The 21,601-nt window shown below is 71.9% G+C and carries 20 protein-coding genes; 8 read left to right on the forward strand and 12 right to left on the reverse strand.

Going from position 1 to position 21,601, the window contains the following annotated elements; genetic code table 11:
* Nucleotides 1-5: 5 nt before the first annotated feature.
* From CEG14_RS10685 to CEG14_RS26345, 8 genes are all read left to right on the forward strand, one after another.
* Entirely contained in the window at nt 6-773 is a 768-nt protein-coding gene (locus CEG14_RS10685) for an HpcH/HpaI aldolase family protein (protein WP_094826349.1), read from the forward strand.
* A 178-nt stretch (nt 774-951) separates the two neighbouring features.
* A complete protein-coding gene (locus CEG14_RS10690) occupies nt 952-1,926 on the forward strand; it encodes a SphA family protein (protein ID WP_094826350.1) in 975 nt (324 codons plus the stop codon).
* A gap of 14 nt (nt 1,927-1,940) precedes the next feature.
* On the forward strand, nt 1,941-2,360 hold the full coding sequence (locus tag CEG14_RS26595; RefSeq protein ID WP_256985633.1) for a hypothetical protein: 420 nt from the start codon (nt 1,941-1,943) through the stop codon (nt 2,358-2,360).
* A gap of 24 nt (nt 2,361-2,384) precedes the next feature.
* Complete coding sequence (locus tag CEG14_RS26600) at nt 2,385-2,726, forward strand: hypothetical protein (protein ID WP_256985634.1); 342 nt, start codon at nt 2,385-2,387, stop codon at nt 2,724-2,726.
* A gap of 67 nt (nt 2,727-2,793) precedes the next feature.
* The gene (locus CEG14_RS10700; protein WP_094826351.1) at nt 2,794-4,116 is read left to right on the forward strand and encodes a DUF1214 domain-containing protein; all 1,323 of its coding nucleotides are present in this window, start codon (nt 2,794-2,796) and stop codon (nt 4,114-4,116) included.
* A 238-nt stretch (nt 4,117-4,354) separates the two neighbouring features.
* Entirely contained in the window at nt 4,355-4,978 is a 624-nt protein-coding gene (locus CEG14_RS10705) for a YSC84-related protein (protein ID WP_256985635.1), read from the forward strand.
* A 71-nt stretch (nt 4,979-5,049) separates the two neighbouring features.
* Complete coding sequence (locus CEG14_RS10710; RefSeq protein WP_179280579.1) at nt 5,050-5,853, forward strand: DUF2092 domain-containing protein; 804 nt, start codon at nt 5,050-5,052, stop codon at nt 5,851-5,853.
* Between the two features lie 554 nt (nt 5,854-6,407).
* Nucleotides 6,408-6,581, forward strand: coding sequence for a DUF6515 family protein (locus tag CEG14_RS26345; protein WP_179280580.1), 174 nt, complete (start codon nt 6,408-6,410; stop codon nt 6,579-6,581).
* A gap of 27 nt (nt 6,582-6,608) precedes the next feature.
* Here the strand turns inward: CEG14_RS26345 and CEG14_RS10720 are convergent, their stop codons facing one another.
* From CEG14_RS10720 to CEG14_RS10775, 12 genes are all read right to left on the reverse strand, one after another.
* Nucleotides 6,609-7,757, reverse strand: a complete 1,149-nt coding sequence (locus CEG14_RS10720; protein WP_143277195.1) for a BamA/TamA family outer membrane protein — start codon at nt 7,755-7,757, stop codon at nt 6,609-6,611.
* Nucleotides 7,754-10,213, reverse strand: a complete 2,460-nt coding sequence (locus tag CEG14_RS10725) for a spermidine synthase (protein WP_256985636.1) — start codon at nt 10,211-10,213, stop codon at nt 7,754-7,756. The genes CEG14_RS10720 and CEG14_RS10725 overlap by 4 nt, the downstream gene beginning before the upstream one ends.
* 111 nt (nt 10,214-10,324) lie before the next feature.
* Nucleotides 10,325-11,962: an arylsulfatase gene (locus CEG14_RS10730; RefSeq protein WP_179280581.1), complete on the reverse strand. Its 1,638-nt coding sequence runs from the start codon at nt 11,960-11,962 to the stop codon at nt 10,325-10,327.
* A 41-nt stretch (nt 11,963-12,003) separates the two neighbouring features.
* Nucleotides 12,004-13,029, reverse strand: coding sequence for an HAD family hydrolase (locus CEG14_RS10735; protein WP_094826354.1), 1,026 nt, complete (start codon nt 13,027-13,029; stop codon nt 12,004-12,006).
* Nucleotides 13,026-14,348 (reverse strand): BatD family protein, encoded by a 1,323-nt coding sequence (locus tag CEG14_RS10740; RefSeq protein WP_094826355.1) that lies wholly within the window; start codon nt 14,346-14,348, stop codon nt 13,026-13,028. The genes CEG14_RS10735 and CEG14_RS10740 overlap by 4 nt, the downstream gene beginning before the upstream one ends.
* Nucleotides 14,345-15,922, reverse strand: a complete 1,578-nt coding sequence (locus CEG14_RS10745; protein WP_094826356.1) for a VWA domain-containing protein — start codon at nt 15,920-15,922, stop codon at nt 14,345-14,347. Before CEG14_RS10745 ends, CEG14_RS10740 begins: the two co-directional genes overlap by 4 nt.
* On the reverse strand, nt 15,907-16,911 hold the full coding sequence (locus CEG14_RS10750) for a VWA domain-containing protein (protein WP_094826357.1): 1,005 nt from the start codon (nt 16,909-16,911) through the stop codon (nt 15,907-15,909). The genes CEG14_RS10745 and CEG14_RS10750 overlap by 16 nt, the downstream gene beginning before the upstream one ends.
* Nucleotides 16,898-17,392, reverse strand: a complete 495-nt coding sequence (locus CEG14_RS10755; RefSeq protein WP_094826358.1) for a DUF4381 family protein — start codon at nt 17,390-17,392, stop codon at nt 16,898-16,900. The genes CEG14_RS10750 and CEG14_RS10755 overlap by 14 nt, the downstream gene beginning before the upstream one ends.
* Complete coding sequence (locus CEG14_RS10760) at nt 17,389-18,321, reverse strand: DUF58 domain-containing protein (protein ID WP_094826359.1); 933 nt, start codon at nt 18,319-18,321, stop codon at nt 17,389-17,391. The genes CEG14_RS10755 and CEG14_RS10760 overlap by 4 nt, the downstream gene beginning before the upstream one ends.
* Nucleotides 18,322-18,329: 8 nt before the next feature.
* Nucleotides 18,330-19,301, reverse strand: a complete 972-nt coding sequence (locus CEG14_RS10765) for an AAA family ATPase (protein ID WP_094826360.1) — start codon at nt 19,299-19,301, stop codon at nt 18,330-18,332.
* A 236-nt stretch (nt 19,302-19,537) separates the two neighbouring features.
* Nucleotides 19,538-20,695 carry a formylglycine-generating enzyme family protein gene (locus CEG14_RS10770; RefSeq protein WP_094827491.1) on the reverse strand — a complete coding sequence of 386 codons (1,158 nt, stop codon included), beginning with the start codon at nt 20,693-20,695 and terminating at the stop codon, nt 19,538-19,540.
* A gap of 284 nt (nt 20,696-20,979) precedes the next feature.
* A complete protein-coding gene (locus CEG14_RS10775; RefSeq protein ID WP_094826361.1) occupies nt 20,980-21,387 on the reverse strand; it encodes a hypothetical protein in 408 nt (135 codons plus the stop codon).
* Between the last annotated feature and the right edge of the window lie 214 nt (nt 21,388-21,601).

A 21,601-nucleotide genomic window follows, 5' to 3' on the forward strand; every position in this document is an offset into this window, starting at 1 on the left:
GACGGATGGATCTCCCGATCAATACCTTCAAGCGCGCGTTGCGCGCGCAACGACACCAGACGGGGCTGTGGGTCACGCTGGGGCACGCCAACAGTACCGAGATGGTCGCGGCCAGCGGCTTCGACTGGCTGCTGCTCGATACCGAGCACACGCCGGTGGTGCTGCCGACGGTCATGGCGCAGCTGCAGGCCGCGGCCGCCTACGGCAGCCATGCCGTGGTGCGGCCGTCGTGGAACGACAAGGTCCAGATCAAGCAGTACCTGGACATCGGCGCCCAGACGCTGCTGCTGCCCTACGTGCAGAATGCCGAGGAGGCCGCCAGCGCGGTGGCCGGCATGCGCTATGCGCCGCGCGGCATGCGCGGCGTGAGCGGCACGATGCGCGCCACCCGCTACGGCCGGGTCGCCGACTACATGCGCCGCTGCGAAGACGAGCTGTGCCTGCTGGTGCAGGCCGAGACCGGCGAGGCGCTGGAGAACCTCGACGCCATCATTGCCGTGGACGGCGTGGACGGGGTATTCATCGGTCCGGCCGACCTGGCGGCCAGCCTGGGCCATCCGGGCGAGCCGGGCCATCCGAAGGTGGTGGCGGCGGTCGAGGGCGCGATCGCGCGCGTGCGCGCCGCCGGCAAGGCGCCCGGCGTCCTCACGCCGGACGAAACGCTGGCGCGGCGCTACATGGCGGCCGGCAGTCTCTACACCGCCGTGGGCGTGGACGCCGCCATCCTGGTGAAGCACTGCGACCAGCTGGCGCATCGCTTTCGCGCCGGCTGAGCGGGGGTCGCACCCCGGCCGTGGGCGGGCCCCGCGCAGCGTCGCGGCGGCCCGCGATTTGCTTCTTGACGATCCACACGAATCCTCACAAACTTATGTCCATGCGACCCCCGTCGCTTCGCTTGTGCCCATCAATAAGCTTGTTGGCAGTACGAACGCAAGAAACGAGGTCGGTCGCATGTCTTTGCTACGTCGTGGTTCGTCGTCTGTTTGCCTCGCGGCCCTGTGTGCGCCGGCCGCGCTACTCCCGCTCTCTGCCCACGCCACCGAAGGCGCGCTCGGCCGCCAGGTCTCCGGCGCCTCGGTGCAGCCGAACATCGGCGTCGTCTCCCCCGAACCCATCACCGTCATCAATCTGAGCGAGATCTATCTCGACGGCAAGATCAAGGGCGGGCGCGAGACGCCGGTGGGCGGCAACACCACGCTCGGGCTCGACGGCAAGGTGTCGTTTACGCTCGCCACGCTGATGAAGACCTGGGACACCGGCGAAGGCCGCTGGAATTTCGCGTCCAGCGTCACCGTGCCCTACGTCTGGACCAAGGTCTCGGCCACGCTGACCGGCCCGCGCGGCGCCTCGGGCAAGACCAGCGATACCGCGTCGAATCTGTTCGACCTGTATTTCACGCCGCTGATCGCGGGCTATCACTTCTCCAAGACCCAGCACATGGCATTGAGCCTCAACATCTGGGCGCCCACGGGCAAATACGATGAGAACCGGCTCGCCAATCCCAGCCTGAACAACTGGACCTTCGTGCCGCAGGTGGCCTACACCGGCATCTTTCCGGACTCGGGCCTGCAGCTCGACGCGGTGGGCAGCGTGCAGTTCTACACGCGCAACCGCGCCACCGACTACCGCAACGCCCCGATCTTCGGTCTGGACGTGATGGGCCGCAAGATGTTCGGCAACGGCGTCGGGCTCGGCCTGGTGGCCGGCACGCAGGTGCAGCTGGGCGACGATAAGGGCCCCACCGCCGACCGCCTCGACGGCTTTCGCGGCCATGACTTCGCGCTCGGGCCCATCCTGACATATGACCGCAAGCTGGCCGACAAGCGCTCGCTGTCGTTCAGCCTGCGCTGGGTGCCGACCGTGGCCAGCACGCGCCGGCTCGACAGCGACACCACCTTCATGGGCACCGCCGCCCTGATCTTCTGACCGGAGCCCGGCGCATGCGTATCTCGCTCTCGGCGGGCGTGGGTCTGGCGGGCATGGTCGTGGCGGCCGCGGCCGGCGCGCAATCGGCGGAAGATGCCAACAAGGCCAACAATCCGCTCAACCTGGCGCCCTCGCTCGGCCTGCAGAATTACTACACGCCGCGCCTGTTCGGCACCCGCGCGCACACCAATGATTTCCTGTTGCGGCCGACCTTGCCGATCGCGCCCGGCGACTGGGTCGGGGTGCCGCAGATCCTGCGCCCCACGGTGCCGATCTCCACGCGGCCCCGCGCCGACGGGGGCTACCGCAGCGGCCTGGGCGACATCAGCGTCTTCGACATCTTTCTGCTCTCCGAGGGCGAGGTCAATCTCGGCGTGGGGCCGATGCTGACCCTGCCGACGGCGACCGACGCCGAACTGGGCGCGGGCAAATAGTCGGGCGGCCTGTCGGCCGTCGCCGTGCACAGCAGCCCGCGCGGCCTGTTGGGTGGCCTGGTGCAGTGGCAGCACTCGTTCGCGGGCCAGAGCCAGCGCGAAACCGTGCATTCCGCCACGCTCCAGCCCTTCCTGATCCACAACCTGCCGGGCGGCTGGTATCTGCGCTCGACCGCCACCTGGACCTTCGACCTGCAGCACGGCCAGTACTACATTCCCCTGGGCGCCGGCGCGGGCCGGGCCTGGCGCGTAGGCAAGACCATCGTCAACGCCTTCGTCGAGCCGCAATGGACCGTGGCCCACCGGGGCGACGGCCTGCCGCAGTTCACGGTATTCGCCGGTTTGAATTTCACGTTCGGGCACTGAACGCGGCCACCGCCGTGGCCGTGCCCGCTCCGTCGTCGCATCGCTCGTGTTTCCGGAGCCTCACGTCATGCAACCGAATCGCCGCACCCTGATTGCCTTGCTCGGCGCCGCCGCGCTTCCCGTGCGCTGGGCCGCCGCGGCGTCGGGCGCGCCCGACGCGCGCACGATCGAACAGGCCTACCTCTATCTGCTCGGCCGCATGCTGGTGCTGCGCCAGGAGCATGCCGACCGCGCGGTGCCCGACTTCGCCTACAACCAGATCCGCTACAACCCGCTGGGCTCGGCGGACTTCGTCAACCCCAATTTCGACGTGGCCTACCTGGAAGCGTGGGTCGCCGTCGACGAGCGCACTCCCGTGCTGCTCACGGTGCCGCCGGTCAGCGGGCGCTATTACACCGCGCAGATCCTGGACGAATGGGGCGAGGTGATCGCCAACATCAACGAACGCAATTTCGCCTCCCAGCCTTCGGGCACGTACGCACTCGTCGCGCCGGGCTGGCAAGGTGACCTGCCGGCCGGCGCCGCCCGCATCGTGCTGCATTCGCGCAAGGCCAAGCTGCTGGGTCGCATCGAGCTCAAGGACGATCCGGAGGGCGCCGTCAAACTGCAGCGCGCCTTTGCGCTGCGCGCGCTCGGCACGCCGCTCATCGCGCCGCCGCCTGCCGTGCCCGCGTTCGACAACAAGACGCTGCTGGGCGCGGAAATCTTCGACGCCGCCGACGCCTGGATCGCGAGCGCGTTCGACGTGTCTCCGGTCGCAGCGCAGATGCAGCAGCAGGTGCGCGCCGTGGCGGCCCATGTGGCCGCGTCGCGCGAGGCACGGGCCGCCGTCGACACCCAGCTGCGCGATCAGGTGGTGCCGCGCTTCATCGAGTACGCCTTCACCAAGAGCGCGCCCTACCGCAATCACTGGGTCGGCGGCAGCGCCACCGGCAACTACGGCAGCAACTACCTGCTGCGCACGGTGGTCAACTACGCCGGCATCTGGGCCAACACGGTCGACGAAGTGATCTACTTCGTGGCGACCCGCGACGCCGACGAGGCGGTGCTGAACGGCAGCAACAGCTACGTGATCCACTTTCCCGCCGACCGGCTGCCGCAAGCCGCGGTCGACGCCTACTGGTCGGTCATTCTCGTGAGCGTGCCGGATTACCGCGTCGTGCCCAACGACCTGAAACGCTACAACTTCAACAACCATTCCGGCCTCGCGCCCGAGGCGGATGGCTCGCTGAAGATCGCCATCGGCCCGCAGGCCGTCTCCGGCGTGCCCGCGTCGAACTGGCTGCCGGCGCCGCCGGGCAAGGCCTTCTCCCTGACCTTCCGCACCTACGTGCCGAAGGACAGCGTGAAGAACGGGACCTGGACGCCGCCGCCCGTGACCCGTCTCTGATCGCGCTCCCCACTTTGCACCATGCCGACCACCGAGGTTCGTCCATGAAGATCCGTTCCGCCTTGCTCGCCCTGAGCTGCATCGCCTCCGCGCAAGCCCACGAGGCCCTGGCGCGAGCGCGTGATCCAGCAGGAGCCGGTCTATCCACGACAAGCAATGGAAGCCGGTGATTTCGAACGGCAGTCGCGTTGAACCGCGCCGAAGCCTCGGCGCGAGATCCCTTTGTGAGAGGTGCCTCATGAACGATCGCAGTGCAGGTCTCACGCAGTCGCGCCGCGGCGCGCTGCCCCTGGCCATGGCACTGACCGCCGCGCTCGCCGCCGCGCTCGCGCTGGGCGGCTGCGCCGGCTCGCCGTCATCCCAGCGCAGCACGGGCGCGCAAGGCAGCAGCGCGGCGCAGATGACGCGCGAGGCCGAGACGGCGTTGCGCCAGCTTTACGCACAGACACCCAGCGCGCGCACGCTCGGCGACCGCGCCGTGGCCGTGCTGGTGTTCCCGTCCATCGTGAAGGCCGGCGTGCTGGTGGGCGGCGAGCACGGCACGGGCACCCTGCTGCGCAAAGGCAAGGAGCTGGGGCATTACGACATTTCGGCCGGCTCGTTCGGCCTGCAGGCAGGCATGCAGACCTTCAGCTACGCGCTGTTCTTCATGAACGAGGCCGCGCTGCGATATCTCGACCAGAGCGACGGCTGGGCCATCGGGGCCGGGCCCAGCGTGGTGGTCTGGGACCAGGCCGCGGCCGCCAGCGTGACCAGCACCACGCTGTCGCAGGACGTCTACGCCGTGCCGTTCGGACAAAAGGGGCTGATGGCCGGCATCGGGCTGGAAGGCTCGAAGATCACCCGGATCCACCCGCAATGAGCGCGGTGCCCCTGGTTGTGTGCGCAAGCAATCCGGCGCGCCCGCGCCCGCCCGTCCTCGGAGGAATCGCCATGTTCAGACTGGCTTGCACCGCCGCGGCGCTGACCCTCGCGCTGCTCGGCGCCGCGCAGGCGCAGCCGGCCGTGCCCGAGGCGCGGGCACCGGCGGCCGAGGCGCGCGCGGTGGACCCGGCCGCCGTGCAGGCGCTGGCCCGCATGGGCGCGGCCCTGCGCGCGCTGCCCGCGTTTCATGTGCACGCGCAATCATCGACCGACGCCGTGCTCGACACCGGCCAGAACGTGGCGGTGATCCACCGGACCGACCTCGACGTGCGCCGCCCGGACCGCGCCCGCGCCCGCATCCAGGGCAATGGCGCCGACAAGGGCATGGTGTACGACGGGCGTCACTTCACGCTCTACACCGCGGGCGCACCGGGCCGGCCCGGCTACTTCAGCACCCTGCCCGCGCCGCCCGACCTGGAGGCGCTGGTCGACTGGCTGGCGCGCGACTACGGCATCGAGCCGCCGCTGGCCGATCTGGTCTACTGGGGCCGATCGCCCGACGACGCCAGCCAGCTGGTCGACGCGCAGGCGCTGGGCGTGGACCGCATCGGCGGCCAGCTGTGCCATCACTATGCGTTCCGCCAGCCCGGGGTGGACTGGGAGCTCTGGGTGCAGGCGGGCGCGCGGCCACTGCCCTGCCGGCTGGTGTTGACCGACCCCTCGATGGTGTCGCGGCCGCGCCATCAGGTCGACTACACCTGGACCCTCGCGCCCGGCTTCGCCCCGGGCGCGTTCACCTTCCGGCCCGAGCCCGGCGCGCGCGCGTTGCCGCTGGAGGGCCCGACGCCGTCCGAACCGGGAGCGCCGCAATGAAGAAACCGGCCCTGATGCTTTGCGCCGCCAGCGTGGCGGCGGGCGCCCTCAGTCCGGACGCGGCTGCGTTCCGGGTGGTGGGCGGCGCGCGCAGCAGCCTGCACGGCGCGGGCGGCTATCACCACTTCGAGGGCGGCGGCGCCCATTTCAACGGCGCGAGACCGGCGCATTTCGGCGGTGGCGGCGCACAGCCGCATCCGGGTTTCCAGCCCGAGCCGCGCCCCATGCCCACGCCCGGCCCGCATCCCACGCCGCAGCCGGGACCTCACCCCGGCCCGCATCCGGAACCAGGCCCGCATCCCGGGCCGCATCCTGGGCCGCATCCTGGGCCGAATCCCGGCCCGCATCCTGGCCCGCATCCTGGCCCAAATCCGGGCCCGCCGCCCGGCCCGCATCCGGGCCCCCAGCCCGGACCGCCGCCCGGACCAGGACCGGGACCGCACCCCGGCCCGCCGCCCGGGCCCGGGCCGCACCCGCCGGGTCCCTATCCGTACTATCCGCCTCCGCCGCCCGACCCCTGGGGCTGGGGCTGGTACGACCCGGTGGCGGTGGGCGTGACGGTCGGCGTGACTGCGGCCGTGATCGGCGCCATGGTGGCGTCGCTGCCGCCCGGGTGCACGAGCGTGCAGGTCAACGGCATCGCCTACCAGCAATGCGGTTCGACCTGGTACCAGCCGGTCTATGTGGGCACGACCGTGCAGTTCAAGGTGGTGGCCGCACCGCGCTGAGCGATGCGGCGCGCAACGGGCAGCGCGCTAGCGCCAGGCGCTGCCCACCTGGATGTAGAAGGCGTTCTGCTGGCTGCTGTGCGCCACGTCCACGCCCACCGACAGCCCGAGCTTGCGCGCGATCAGGTAGCGAAAGCCGGCGCCCACGCTCGACACGCTGGAGGCCTCGCCGAAGGTCTTCCAGTTGCCATAGGCCTTGCCCACGCCCGTGAAGCCCAGCAGCGACCAGCGCGGCGTGAGGGCGTAGCGCAGCTCCACTTCGCCGGTGAGCACGCTGCGATCCTGGTAGCGGCCGCGCGCCACGCCGCGCAGGTCGATGTAGGGCTGCGCGTAGAACGGCACCGTGCCCGAGGTGGTCTGGCCGTCGCCGCGCAGCCCCAGCGTCCATTTCTGCGCGATCGGCAGCCAGGTATAGGCGCGCAGCCGGTAGCTTTCGTAGTCCTGGTCGCTGCCGGCCCAGCCGCGCGCGAACTGGGCCTCGAACTCGCCGTAGCTGCCGCGCGTGGGATAGAACATGTTGTCGCGGTTGTCGTAGTCGATCACCAGGCCGGCCTTGCCGATGTGCTTGTCGAGCTCGGCGCGCGACAGCTCGGTGGCGCGCTCCCCGGTGAAGCGGGTCTCCGAGCGCATGTAGGTGTAGCGCGGGCCCACGTACCAGTGGCTGTCGCCGATCCGCGCCAGCAGCTGCTGCACCAGGAACGTGCCCTTGATCTCGTAGCTGCGGCCGCGGTTGAGCATGCCGTAGTAGTCCAGGTTCATGCGGCCCTGTGCCAGCGCGCCGAGATAGCGGTAGCGATCGCCATCCCAGGTGTGGAAGTGGAACAGGCCGCCGCCGCGCGAGCCGTTTTCGGTCATCATGCCGCCCACGCCGGTGATGTTGGGCGGCGCGACCGACTCGCCGCGCGCCTTGGCCTGCGCGCCCGCCTCGGCCATGGATTCGGAGAAGTACAGCAGCATCAGGCCGCCGCCATAGCCGACCGCGGGCTCGGTGATGAGCGCCGGCACCGGCATCACGCCGCGGTGATGCAGCAGGAAGTCGCTGATGTCGAAGGCGCCATCCTCCGGATCGCGCCACGACAGGCCTTCCGCCGCGGCGCCTTGCACGGCCAGCGCGGCCATCAGCGCGGCGACGCGCCGTGCCCGCCGCGCGGCCGGCCGCCCTGCCCGCGCCGTCATGGCGCCTCCCGGCGCGACTGCCCGGCCAGGAACCAGTTCACGTAGGGGTTGTCGCCGGCGCCCCGCCCCAGCGCCACCGCGTCGCGCGCCCAGGCCTCGCGGTCGCCGCGGTAGGCGGACAGCGCGGCGCGATACAGCAGGTCCAGCACCGCGCGTTCGCGTTGCATCGCCGTGTCCAGCGCCGGGTCCGCGCCCAGCAGCGGCGGCGGCTCGCGCAGGGCCAGCAGCGCCGGCAGGCTGCGGGTCAGCTCGCGCGGCCGGACCCAGGTCGCGTATTCGATGGCGGGCCGGTCGTCGGTCACGGCCGCCGTGCCGGCGGCGAATCGCTCGAGCCCCGCGCGGCCCGTGACCCAGGTGGCCAGCAGCCCGGCCGCGCCGTTCACGCCCACCTCCGCGAGCGCGTCGCGCAGCGCCGGCTGCGCCATGCGGGCCGCGATCCGCCGTGCGTCCAGCGGCATCGGCTGCATCGATCCGACCAGCAGCATCTCGTGCACCTCGGTACTCCACAGCGTGGCGTGCGGGAACACGGCAAGAAAGCTGGCGACCAGCGCCTGGGTGTCTTCGAGGTTCTGCGTGGGCAGGGGCAGCCACTGCGCCACGATGCCGCCGGGCTGCAGGCGTTGTGCGGCCAGCGCGTAGAAATCCTGTGAATACAGGTTCACCACGCCTGCGGCCGAGGGCGGCGGCGGCTCCAGCGTGATGAGGTCGTAGCGCTCGCGGCTCGCCAGCAGCTCGCGCCGGCCGTCGCGCAGCCGGATCTCCAGCCCGGGATCCTGGCTCGCCCCATAAGTGCCCTTGAACAACGGCCCGGCCGCCACCACGCCGGGCAGCAGCTCGGCCACCACGCGCTTGCGCAGATCGGGATGGCGCGACAGCGCGCCCGCGGTGATGCCGGTGCCATAGCCGATCACCAGCGCCGAGCGCGGCTCGCCCGTGTGCACGATGAGGGGCAGCAGCGCCTGCAGCCGCATGTAGCGCAGCGACGGCATCGCGTCGCCCGAGTTCGACACGCCCTGGATGTAGAGGCGGCGGAAACGCCGATCGCCCTCGCCGCGCTCGACCACGGCCACCGTGCCGCCGTGCGTCTCCTGGTAGAACAGCAGCGCCGCGCCCTGCCCGCCCGGCAGCAGCCGCGCCAGATGATCCGGCGGCAGGGTCCAGCCGATCATGGCGACGGCGGGCACCAGCGCCAGCGCGATGCCGCGCGCCTGGGCCGCCGTGCCGCCGGCGCGCCAGACCGCCGCGGCGCCGACCAGGCAGGCGGCCAGCGCCAGGCCGGCCAGCGTGCGCACCACGCCGAACACCGGCAGCAGCACGAAGCCGGTGAGCAGCGAGCCGGCGATGCCGCCCAGCGTGTTGGCGGCCAGCAGCGCGCCGGCCGCCCGGGCCGCGCTGGCGCGCGCGGCCACGATGCGCAGCACCGCCGGAAACGCGGCGCCCAGCAGGAAGGTGGGGACGAACACCACCACCAGTCCCGCCAGCGCGAAGCGCGCGCTCATGCCGGCCATCCGGCTGTCGGTGGCGCGCCACGCGGCCATCTCAGCCCAGGTCTGCGCCTGCACCAGCCAGCGGCCCAGCAGCGCGACTTCGACCAGCGCCACCACCCCGGCGAGGGCGACCAGGAAGCCGAACACGCGCCATGGATCGCCCAGGCGGTGGCCGACGCGCGCATGCACGGCCGCGCCCAGCGCCAGCCCGGCCAGGTAGACCGCCAGCACGATAGAGAAGGCAAAGGCGCGGGTGCTCATGAACGGCACCACCATCTGCGACCACAGGATCTCGTAGCCCAGCGCGAGCGCGCCGGCCGCGCCGTACAGGGCGATCGCGAACCGCGCCTCGCCGTCCAGCGGCCCGACCGGCGCGGCGGGCGCTGCCTCCGCGGCCTGCGCCCGCCGGCTCCAGAGCCAGGCGCCGGCGCCGGCCGCCAGGTTGAACGCCGCGGCCGCCCAGGCGGTGCCGGACACGCCGAGGGCCGGGATCAACACGAAGGCGGGCAGCAAGGCGCCCGCGATGGCGCCGGCCGTGTTGGCCGCGTACAGCGTGCCGCCGGCACGCGCGGCCGCCGCGCCGCCCACCGCGCGCAGCATGGCGGGCACGGTCGCGCCCATCAGCAGCGGCGTGATGCCGACCACCACGAACAGCAGCACCCAGGCCAGGATGCCGTCGTAGGCCGCAAAGGCCGGGGCGGCGCGCGCCAGCACCGCCGTCACGACGACGCCCAGCCCGGCCGCGCCCAGCTCGAGCGCGGCAAAGAAGCGCAGCGGCCGGGCGCTCGCGGCGGCGCGGCGGCCGAGCCGCCACGCGCCCAGCGCCAGGCCGAGAAAAAAGGCGCTCACGGCGACGGCGATGGCATGTGCCTCGACCCCGACGATGAGCGAAAGCTGCTTGATCCAAAGGATCTGGAAGATCAGCGACGCGGTGCCCGACAGGGCCAACAGGCCGCCTGCCACGACCATCCCGGCCCCGGCCCGGTCATGCCGCAACGCCGTGCCACTCATGATGCTCGCACCCTGCATGTGTTCCCCTGGATGGTGCGCGCCCGGGCCGGGCCCGGACGCGCGTGCCGCTTACTTGGCCTGCTTGGCCTGTTTTTCCTGCTCTTCGAAGTGCTTTTCCATCGACTTCTTCACGCGTTCCTGCACCTGGTCCACGCTGAAGCTGGCCGGCCGCTGGCTGGGCGGATAGGTCACGAAGGTCTCGAGGAATTCCGAGGCCTTCATGGTCGCGATCGCGGTCAGGTAGGAGTTGGTGGCGAGCCAGTCGTTGTACTGGTCGGACGTGATGTCGGCCCGCTCATACGGGTCCATGCGCAGGTTGAAGATCTTCGGCACCCGCAGGCACACGAACGGGTCCTGCCAGATGTTGAAGTTGCCGGGCGCGCGCTGTTCGCAGAACACCGCCTTCCAGTTGCCCCAGCGCATCCCCACCAGCATGCCGTCGTCGTTGAAGTAGAAGAACTCGTCGCGCGCGCTCTTCTCGCTCTTGCCCTTGAGGTAGTCGAGCTGGTTGAAGCCATCGAGGTGGACGCGGAAGTTGGTCTTGCCCCCCTGCGGCGTCCAGCCCTTGAGCAGACGATCCTTGATGTCGGTATCGCCCACCGCGGCCAGCAAGGTCGGGAACCAGTCCATGCCCGAGACCATCTCGTTCTTCACCACCCCGGCCGGGATCTGGCCCGGCCAGCGCACCATGGCCGGCACCCGGAACGCGCCCTCCCAGTTCGAGTCCTTCTCGCTGCGGAACGGCGTGGTCGCGGCATCGGGCCAGGTGAACGCATTGGGCCCGTTGTCGGTGGTGTAGATCACGATGGTGTTGTCGGCGATGCCCATGTCGTCGAGCTTCTTGAGCAGCTTGCCCACGTCCTGGTCATGCTCCCACATGCCATCGGCGTAGTCGTTGCCCGGCATGCCGCTCTTGCCCTTGTGCTCGGGCCGGATGTGCGTGTAGATGTGCATGCGCGTGGTGTTCATCCACACGAAGAACGGCGTGTCGCTCTTGCCGTGCTTGTCGATGTAGTCGAGCGCGGCGCCCACGGTCTCGTCGTCGATCGTCTCCATGCGCTTCTTGGTGAGCGCGCCGGTGTCCTCGACCTTTCCGTCGGCGCTGGCCTTCACCACGCCGCGCGGCGAGAAGTTCTTCACGTAGGGATCGTTGGGGTCCTTGGGCCAGTACGGCCGCTCCGGCTCTTCCTCGGCGTTCAGGTGGTACAGATTGCCGAAGAACTCGTCGAAGCCGTGGTTGGTCGGCAGGTACTCGTCCTTGTCGCCGAGGTGGTTCTTGCCGAACTGCGCGGTGTTGTAGCCGTGCGATTTCAGGGCCTGGGCGATCGTGATGTCGCCCTTCTGCAGGCCGACCGAGGCGCCGGGCGCGCCCACCTTCGACAGGCCGGTGCGCAGCGGCGACTGGCCCGTGATGAACGACGAGCGCCCCGCCGTGCAGCTGTTTTCCGCGTAGTAGTCGGTGAACATCGCCCCTTCCTTGGCGATGCGGTCGATGTTGGGCGTCTTGTACCCCACCAGGCCGTGGGTGTAGGCGCTGATGTTCGACTGGCCGATGTCGTCACCGAAGATGACGAGGATGTTGGGCTTCTTGGCCGGGCCGCCGTCCTTGGCGGCGGGTTGCGTCTGCGATTGGGCGTGCGCCGCGCAGGCCAGCATGGCCCCGCCCAGCGCAAGCACGGTCTTGCCTATCAAGTGTCTGACTCTCATGACTGCTCTCTCCTTGCCCCGCGGGCATCACCTTCCAACAATCATTGCTGCTCAAACGCGTAAACACGACTCCATGCTTCTTGCATATCGACCACCAGCCAACCCTGCTGGCGTGCCAGATCCAATGCCTTGTCCAGGCGGCCGATCTTCGACTCGCGGTCATAGGCCCATTCGCGCGCCGCGTCGGTGTGGTGCACCAGCGCGGCCAGGCGCTTGCCCGAGCCGCCCATCGTCCACTGCAGCATCTCCAGGTCGCCGTCGGAGTTGCCGAAGGCCAGGATGGGCCGCTTGCCGATGTGGCGCTGGATCGCCACCGGCTTGCCGGGGCCATCGTCGTTGAAGTCCAGGCGCGGCTGGCGCGTCAGGGTGGGCACGCCGTTCTCCACCGAATACGCCAGGCCGAAGTGGCTGCCGATCACCTGTTGCGGCGGGATGCCATAGGCCTGCTGGGTCCAGGCCCGCATGAAGTCGGTGTCGCCGCCCGACACGATGTAGGTCTGGAATTGATGCGCGCGCAGGTAATCCAGCAGCGCGTGCATTGGCGCGTACGTCATCTGCGTGTAGGGCTGGCCGGTGCGGGGATGGCGCGCGCTGGCGGTCCAGTGCTGCACCCGCTGCGTGAAGACCTCGGTGCTCATGCCCGAGTGCGTCACGCCCACGATCTGCATCAGCCCCTTCTCGCCGCTGCGCGCCACGCCCGCCATGTCGCCGGCCAGCACGCTCTTGAAGGGCTCCTGCGTGGTCCAGGCGGGATGCTCGGGCGCCATGCGCCGCACCTCGTCCAGCGCGAACTGGACCTGGAAGTACACCGGCTGCTCCGACCACAGCGTGCCGTCGTTGTCGAACACCGCGATGCGGTCGGCCGGCGCGACATAATCGGGCCCCGGCGTGGTGACGGCCTGCACGAACGCCACCAGCGTGCTGCGCGCGGGGCCGGGCTTCCAGCCCTCGAGCGCGCTCTCCGGGGTGTCGGAGGGTTTGCTGGCGCCGCATGCGGCCAGCAGCAGCAGGCTGGCGAGGGCCAGCGTGGCGGCGGCGCGCTGCGCCAGGGAGCGGACAGGGGTCATGAGCGGTCTCCAGGGGCCGGCGCGGCGGCCGGATTGAGGTCGGGCAATGCCGGGGTCGGCGCCGCGTGACGGCGCCATGCGCGGCGCCATCGCGGTGTCTGCGCCCGCAACAATGCGAGCGCACCGGCCGGATCGGGCCGAGGCCCGAAGTCGGCCGCCAGTATCTGGTCGCCGGCGGCGGTATCGTTCACCGCGGCGGCGGCCTGGCGCAGGCTGCCGAAGGCGCCGGCGCGCGCCAGCCAGCGATACAGCGCGCCGTAGCGATCCGGCGCCTGGCCGCGCAGCGCGTGGCGCAGGCGGCCCCAGGCATAGCGCTCGCTGGCGCGCCAGCGCGCCAGCCGCCGGCGCGTGGCCGCCCGCAGGCCCATGGCCGCGCGCCGCAGCGCCGGCCAGCCCAGCCAGGCCGCCAGCGCCAGCAGCAGCCCGGCCGCGCCCGCATGGAGCCAGGCGCGCGGTACGTGCAACCCGCCCGCCCCGGCTTGCGGAGCCGACGCCAGCGGAAACGGATCGGCCCGTGCGGGTGCGGCCGTCACTTCGAAGCTGGCGCCGGCCAGCGTCAGCGTGCGGGGCTGCCCGGCCGCGTCGCGCCATTGCACGCTGAGCGGCGGCAGCGTCACGGTGCCGGCCCGTTCGGCCACGTAGTCGACGCTGTCCGTGCGCTCGCCGCCATTGAAGCCGCCGTGCCCGTCGGTCAGGTTGCGCACCTCGGCCTCGCGCGGATAGCGCCGCAGGCCGGCGATGTCGCCGAACACCGTGGGCGGGATCAGCATGGCCTGGGCGCCGTCGGCCCGCAGCGTGACGCTGCGGCGGATGCGCCCGCCCTGCGGCAGCGGTTGCGCCGAGGGCGTGAATGACTGCGTGGCGTGCAGCGTCTGCGCCACCACGCCCGTGCCCGCCGCGGCCCCGACGCGCAGCGTGAGCGGCGCGCTGCTCGCCGTGACCGGCGCGCTGGCCTGCCCCAGCCCCGCCGTGACGGCCAGCGCCGGAATCGTGAATTCGCCGGCCTGCGTGGGCGAAAGCACATAGACGTACTGCAGCCCGTTGAGCGCGACCCCGTCGGCCTCGCCGCGCACGATGCGCGCCTGCCCGCCGGGCGGCGTCACGAGCACGCCGGGCAGCGTGAGCGCGGGCAGCTGCGGCGGCTGCACGAACCAGGTGGAGGTCATCACGTCCAGCGTCAGGCGCACCGTGCCGCCGGCCACCACGGCGCCATCGAGGCTGGCGCGCACCTGCAGGCGGGGCGCGGCGTCCTCCGCACGCGCGCCAGACGGCCCGGCCACTGCGACGCAGAGCAGGAGCAGGATGGCGAGTCGCATCATGGCGTCGCTCCCGCCGGCGCGTTGCCTCGGTGCGCGGCCTCGATCGCGAACTTGTCGCGCAGGAACTGGGCCGGCGACACCGAGAGATTGCGCAGCCAGTCGGCCTCCGACGGCGCGCCGGCGCCCGCGGCCGCGATGGGCTTGCCCTTGGCGGCCGCCGCGTCGGCAATGGTCTGGTCGGGCGGCTCGGCGCCCTGCTGGGTGTCCTCCTGCTGCATGGCGTCGATCAGGCCGTCGACGATGCTCAGGTTGAAGCGGGCCGGCGCCCACTCGGGCCGCAGCCGCAGGGCCTCGCGGTAGGCCGCGCGCGCCGCGTCGTAGTGATGCAGCCGCACCTGGGTATTGCCCTGGTAGAAGTAGCCCTCGGCGGTGCGCAGCCGGGCGAAGGCGGCCAGGGCGGTGGCGTAGTCGCCAGCGGCATAGGCGGCGCGCCCCTTCCAGTACGGATCCTGGAAATGCGCGGCCGCCTCGCCGTAGGCGCCCCGGTCGTAGGCGATGCGGCCTTGCTGGTCGGGCGTGAGAAAGGCGTCGGCGAGCGGACCCGCGCGCACCGGCGTGGGCAGGCCGCCCGCGCATGCCAGCAGGAGCGCCGCGCCCGTCACGCTCCAGGCCACCGTGTAGCCGCGCCGCACGCAGGCCAGCGCCAGCAGCGCGAGCGGCAGGCACAGCCAGTAGCCCGCGTCCTTCCACTGCGCCGCGCCGCTGTCCTGCACGCTGGCGAAATGTTGTTGCGCGTGCAAGCGTATCCAGCGCAGGTCGGACGCGTCGCCGGCCAGGCTGCCCAAGGGCGCATCCAGGGCCTGCGCCATGGTCTTGAGCGCCGCCGCGTCGAAGTCGTCGGCCACCGGATTGCCGCGCGCGTCCAGCCGCGGTCGGCCGGCGCCGTCGAGCACGGCGCCCACGTTCTGCTGCCCGACCGCCAGCACCAGCACCTGCGGCCCGGCCGCGTTGCGGCGTACCGGGCCGGCGCCATCGGTGAGCAGCAGCACGGTGCCCGCGCGCGCGGCGTCGCCGAACAGCGAGGCCGCCAGCGCGACTACGCCGTCCACGTCGCGGCCCGGCGCGGCGATCATGCCGGGTGCCAGCGCATCGATGAACACGTTCAGCATGTCGCTGTCGTCGGTGGGGGGCAGCACCAGATGGGCCGTGCCGGCGTAGGCGACCAGGCCGGTGCGGGCGCCGCGCCGCTCGGCGACCAGGTCGCGCAGCTTGTGCTGCACCGCTTCGAGACGGCTCGGCGCCACGTCGGTGGCCGCCATCGAGGGCGAGAGATCCACCGCGGCCACGAGCGGCGCGCGGTTCTCCTGGAAGTCGGGCGCGTCGCGCTGCCACGCCGGGCCGGCCGCCGCGACGCCGCCCACGATGAGCAGCAAGGCGGCCGCGTCGATGGGCCGCATGCCGCGGCTCGCCGGACCATCCACCCGCAGATACGGCAGCAGCGCGGCGTCGATGGCCGCGTGCGCATCGCGGGCGCGACGCCGCATCCGCCAGGCCAGCCATAGCAGCGCGCCGGTCAGCGACACGAGCAGCCAGGCCGGGCGCAGCAGGTGCAGCGCGCTCAGGTCGAGGTCCATGCGCCCTCCTCCCCGCGTGCACGCGCCGGGGCCCGCCCGGCCAGCAGGTAGGCCAGCCCCTGGCCCGCCGCCAGCAACAGCAGCGCCAGCCCCAGCGGCACCCAATAGAACTCGTGCTGCACCTGGTGCCGCAGCACCTGCACCGCGCGCGGCGTGATGCGGTCGAGCTCGGCATAGACCTGCGCCAGCGCGCCGCGGTCGGCGGCCGCGTAGAAGCGGCCGTGCGTGGCGGCGGCGATGGCGCGCAAGGCGTCGAAGTCGACCTTGTCCTCGCCGCTGGCCTGCGGGTCGCCGATGCCGATGGTGTGTATGGTGATGTGATGCGCCGCCGCCAGCGCGGCCGCGCGGTCGGGCGGCACCACGCTCGCGGTGTCGTTGCCGTCGGTGAGCAGGATCAGCAGCTTGTCGGGGCCCGGCGCGGCATCGAGCAGGCGGATGCCCAGGCCGATCGCGTCGCCGATGGCGGTGTGCGGCCCGGCCATGCCCGGCTCGACCTGCGCCAGCAGCCGTTGCAGCGTGGCGTGATCGAGCGTGGGCGGCGCCTGCGGATAGGCGCCGCTGCCGAACACGATCAGGCCGAGCCGGTCGTCGGCGCGCTGCCGCAGAAAGCCCGCCACCACGTCCTTGACCGCGTCCAGGCGGGACTGGACCCGGCCCTGCGGATCCTTGAAGTCGGTGGCCTCCATCGACTGCGACAGGTCGATGGCCACCATCAGGTCGCGCAAGGGGCGCTCGCGCGTGGTCGGCGGCTCGACGAACTGCGGGCGCGCGAGCGCGAGCACCAGCAGCAGCCAGACGAGCAGATTGAGCCAGCGTTGCAGGCCGTGTCCGCGCGGGCGGCCCGGCCGCAGGCCGGTCGCGCGCAGCAGCTCGGGGAAGAACGGCACGCGTAACGCGCCCTGTGCGTTCACGTAGGCGGGCAGGTAGCGCCAGGCCGCGAATGCGAGCGGCGCGAGCAACAGCAGCCAGGGGTACTCAAGCCGCCACATGATGTCGCTCCATCCAGCGGCGGCTGGCGCCGAACAGGCCAGCCAGCGTCTCGCGCGGCAGCGCGGCGGCGGCCGGCGGCGCATAGGCCAGCGCGCGCAGGCCTTGCGCGCTGCCCGTCGCGAAGGCCGGCGCCGGCACCTGCGCGTTGAGCCAATCGACCCAGGCCTGGCCCTCGAGCGCGGCGACCCGGCTGCGCGCCGCTGCCGGCAGGGCCGCGAGCGCGGTGCGCTTGAGCAAGGCGGGCAAGGCGCGCGCCGCGGCGGCGTCGGCGCCGGCCTGGCGCTCGAGCGCGTCGAGCGCCGCGAGCGCGGCGCGGCGGTAGCGATCGCGCCGCCACTGGCGCCACGCGCGCCATCCGAACGCGCCCGCAAGCAGCAGCACGACGGCGGCCAGCGCGGCCCAGCCCCAGGTCTGCGGCCACAGGCCCACGGCCGGCGGCAGCGGCAATTCGCGCAGATGGTCCAGGCCCGGCGCGCTCATGGGCGGCCTCCGCCCAGGCCGCGGCGCAACTGCGCCAGCGGCGCCTCGGCGGTGGTGAACGGCAGCAGCGGCACCTGGGCTCGGCGCAGCCACTGCGCAACGGCGTCGAGCCGCCGCGCCGCCGTGTCGGCCAGGGGCGTGCGTACGGACGCGCGTCCGAGCGGCAACTCGACCTGGGCCTCGCCCTGCGACACCCACACGCGGCCGCGATCGGGCAGTGCGCGTGCCAGCGGATCGCTCACGAGCATGGCGATCACGTCGTTGTGGGCGCTCAGCTGGCGCAGGCGCCGCAGCGTCTCGTCGTCGGCGCCGGCGAAGTCGCTGATCACGCAGATCAGCCCGTCGTGCGGGGCATGCGCGGCGAGCCACGCCAGCGCCTCGTTGAGCCGGCCGGTGGCGTCGCGGGCGGGCCGCCGGGCCGACAGCGCCGCGTTTTCGCGCGCCACCGCGGCAAGCAACGCCTGCACCTGCGCACGACTGCGCAAGGGGCGCAACGTCGTCAGCCCGGTATCGGCCAGCACCACGCCGCCGACCCGGTCGCCGTGGCGGTACGCGGTCCACGCGCTCAGCGCCGCCAGCCGCGCGGCGACCGCGCACTTGAAGGCGCGCACGGAGCCGAAGTACATGTCCATGCGCTGGTCCACCGCCAGCATCACCGGCCGGTCGCGCTCCTCGGTGTAAGAACGCACGAACGCCTTGCCCAACCGCAGCGAGGCGCGCGCGTCGAGCTGGCGCAGGTCGTCGCCCGGCACGTAGCGGCGCAGTTCCGCGAAATCGAGCCCGCGCCCGCGCAGCCGCGAGCCATGCTGCCCGGCCAGGACACTGGCCAGTCTGCGCGCCGCAGAGAACTGCAGGCCCGCGGCCGCGCCTTCGAGCGCCGTCAGCTCGGCCAGCGGCACATACACGGGGGGCTCGGTGCGCGTGTCCATGCTGCGTCCTAGGCCGGCACGGCCACGACCTCGAGCAGCCGGTCGATGACCTGGTCTTCGCCCACGCCGTCGGCCACGGCATCGTAGGAGAGCCGCAAGCGATGGCGCAGCACCGGGTGGGCCACCGCGCGCACGTCGTCCGGCGAGCTGAAGTCCGCGCCATGCAGCCAGGCGTGGGCGCGCGCGGCGGCGTCGAGCGCGATGCCGCCGCGCGGGCTGGCGCCGATCGCGAGCCAGCGGCCCAGGTCGGCGTCGAGCGCGGCGCCGTGGCGCGTGCCGTTCACCAGATCCACGATGTAGCGATCGACCGCCGCGGCCACGTGCACGCCGGCGACCTCGGCGCGGCAGGCAAACAGCACGTCCTGGCTCAGGTGCACGGAGGCGCCGCCGGCCGCGGCGCCGCCCGGCCCGCGCAACAGCGCCAGCATGGCGGCTTCGTCCTGGGCCGCGGGATAGTCGAGCCGGATCTTCATCAGGAAGCGGTCCATCTGCGCCTCGGGCAAGGGATAGGTGCCTTCCTGCTCGATCGGGTTCTGCGTGGCCAGCACCATGAAGAGGGGTGCCATCGGCCGGGTCGTGCCCCCCACCGTGACCTGCCGCTCCTCCATCGCCTCGAGCAGGGCCGACTGCACCTTGGCGGGCGCGCGGTTGATCTCGTCGGCCAGGATCAGGTCGCCGAACAGCGGCCCGGGCTGGAACTCGATGCGATGCCCGCCAGCGGCATCCTGCTGCAACACGTCGGCGCCGGTGATGTCCGAGGGCAGCAGATCGGGCGTGAACTGGATGCGGCGCATGCGCGCGTCGAGGTGCGCGGCGTAGGCCTTGACCGTCCGGGTCTTGGCCAGGCCGGGCAGGCTTTCGAGCAGCACGTGGCCGTCGGCCAGCAGGGCGATCAGGATCTGGCGCACCACGGACGCCTGCCCCAGCACCGACTGACCCACTGCCGCTTCAAGCGCCAGCACCGCGTCCCGTTGCGACATGCTTTCCCCTCTCCCGATGGTTCGTGTCCCGCGCCCGCCTGGCATGCAGCGGCCCCGCAATCCCTGGCGCACGCGGCGTCCGGGAGACTTTCGAAACGATGGTTGCACCCGCCCGGGACACGCGTTGAATGACGTGCGTTGGGCGACGCGCGTTCAGCGACGCGCGCTCAGCGACGCGCGCTCAGCGACGCGCGCTCAGCGACGCGCGTTCAGCGACGCGCGCTCAGCGACGTGCGCTAGCGGCTCGCGACGCTTTGCGGCCTGGCCTGCGCCGCCTGCCATTGCGCGGTCGTCATGACCGTGCGAAAACCCAGGTGCGACATGCCGTTGAACGGATCGGTGCCGCGCCGGGCGCTGGCCCGATAGCTGATGCAGTAGGTGTCGCTGCACAGGAACGAGCCGCCGCGCGTGACGCGCTTGGGCGCGCCCTGCGGCACGTTGCCGTCGTCGGGATCGAAGCTGTCGGCGGGGCCCGCGGGATCCTGCACGGGCTCGCGGTAGCGGGCCTGGGTCTGGAAGGCGTCGGCCCGGTACCAGTCGGCCGTCCACTGCCAGACGTTGCCGGCCATGTCGTAGAGCCCGTAGCCGTTGGGCGAGAAGCTGCCGACGGCGGTGGTGCCGACCTGCACCTTCTCGTCTTTCACGACCGGAAAGGGCTGCTGCTGGCGCGTGTCCCAGATGTTGGCCATGGCCTGGCCGTTCGGAGCCAGCTCGTTGCCCCAGGCATAGGTGGCCTGTTCGAGCCCGCCGCGCGCGGCCAGCTCCCACTCGGCCTCGGTCGGCAGGCGCTTGCCGGCCCAGCGCGCATACGCCTGGGCATCGTCATACGACACCTGCACCACCGGGTGATCGTCCTTGCCGTCGATGTTGCTGCCCGGGCCCTGCGGATGGCGCCAGTCCGCGCCGGCCACGAAGCGCCACCAGCGCGTGTAGTCGCGCAGCGACACCTCGGTCTCCGTGCCCACGAACACCATGGCGCCGGGCACCAGCAGGCTGTCGTCGGGCCGCGGCGTGCCGGGCGGCAATTGCGGTTTGAGGTCTTCCCAGCGCGGTTTCTGCTCGGCGGTCGTGACGTAGCCGGTGGCTTCGACGAAGCGGCGGAATTCGGCGTTGGTGACGTGATGCACGTCCATCCAGAAGCCCGACACGCGCACCGGGTGCGCCGGCCGCTCGTTGGGCTGGGACATCTTGTGGTCGTTGCCCATCAGGAATTCGCTGGCGGGAATCCAGGCCATGCCGGCCGGACCGCTGCGGCCGTCGCCGAGTTTCACCACCGGTGTCCTGGCGTCCGCGGGCCCCTGCGCCATCGTCGTGGTGGCCAGATACAGGCTCAATGCACCGGCCGCCGCAACAATCGCGGCCGCCGCCCAACCGATCTTCAGTCTCTGCTTCACCAACCTTCTCCCAGATTCCAACCGAAACGCGGGGCGCCTTACGACGCAGAAGATGACTTGCCTTACTGAATCACACGATGGGCCGACCCGATTGCGGGGCCGGCAAGTAGCCGTTCAAGGATACCGAGACTCTTCGATATATTCCAGCATATTTGCGATCATGGTGTCATAACGACGCGCGGGTCTTTCGCGCGCCACCGTCGCACCGGCGCGAGGGCTCGCGTCGCGTCGGCGCGGCTCGGTCTCGCAACCCGCCGGCGCGCGCCGCGCGCGATGCCGGGATCTCAGCGCAGGCGTGCGCGCCTGGCGCGGCGCAGCAGCACCACGCCGCCGATGATGAGGCCGAGCATGATGACGATCATCGGCAGGCCCATGATCAGAAACACGAAGAAGGCAGCGGTCTTCTCGTCGCGGTCGAGCCCGCCCTGCTGGAACAGCGTCGGCACCAGGACGGCGAAGGCGTAGAACCCGACCGCCACGCCCACGGTCACCAGCGCCCAGCCGAGCCGCCGGTCCTCGGCCACGCGCCGCGCCAGGATCCATGCCACCAGCGCAGCAACGGCCAGCGCCAGCAGCGGCGCCAGGAACGGCGCGGTGCCGTAGAGCCAGAACTGCAGCGGGCCCTGGACGAGGTAGCCGGTGACCAGCCCCGCCAGAACCGGGATGCCCCACTTGTTGATCGTTGGATTCATGTGCCTCGCCTGGTGGAAGGGAATACGGACAGCGCCCTGGGCGCGCCGCGCGGGGTCGGCCGGGTTCGCCCCTGGCGTGCCCCGTTTGCGCAGCGCGCCGGCGGGGCCGGTGCCGCCCGCCCGGATCGGGTGCCCCGAGTCTACTCGAACCGGCCCTCGATTCCCGCACCGCTCGTCCTGCGCCGCGCTCGGCCCGCCTCGGTACAAAAGAATG

Source organism: Bordetella genomosp. 1, assembly GCF_002261335.1.
Lineage (GTDB): Bacteria > Pseudomonadota > Gammaproteobacteria > Burkholderiales > Burkholderiaceae_B > Bordetella.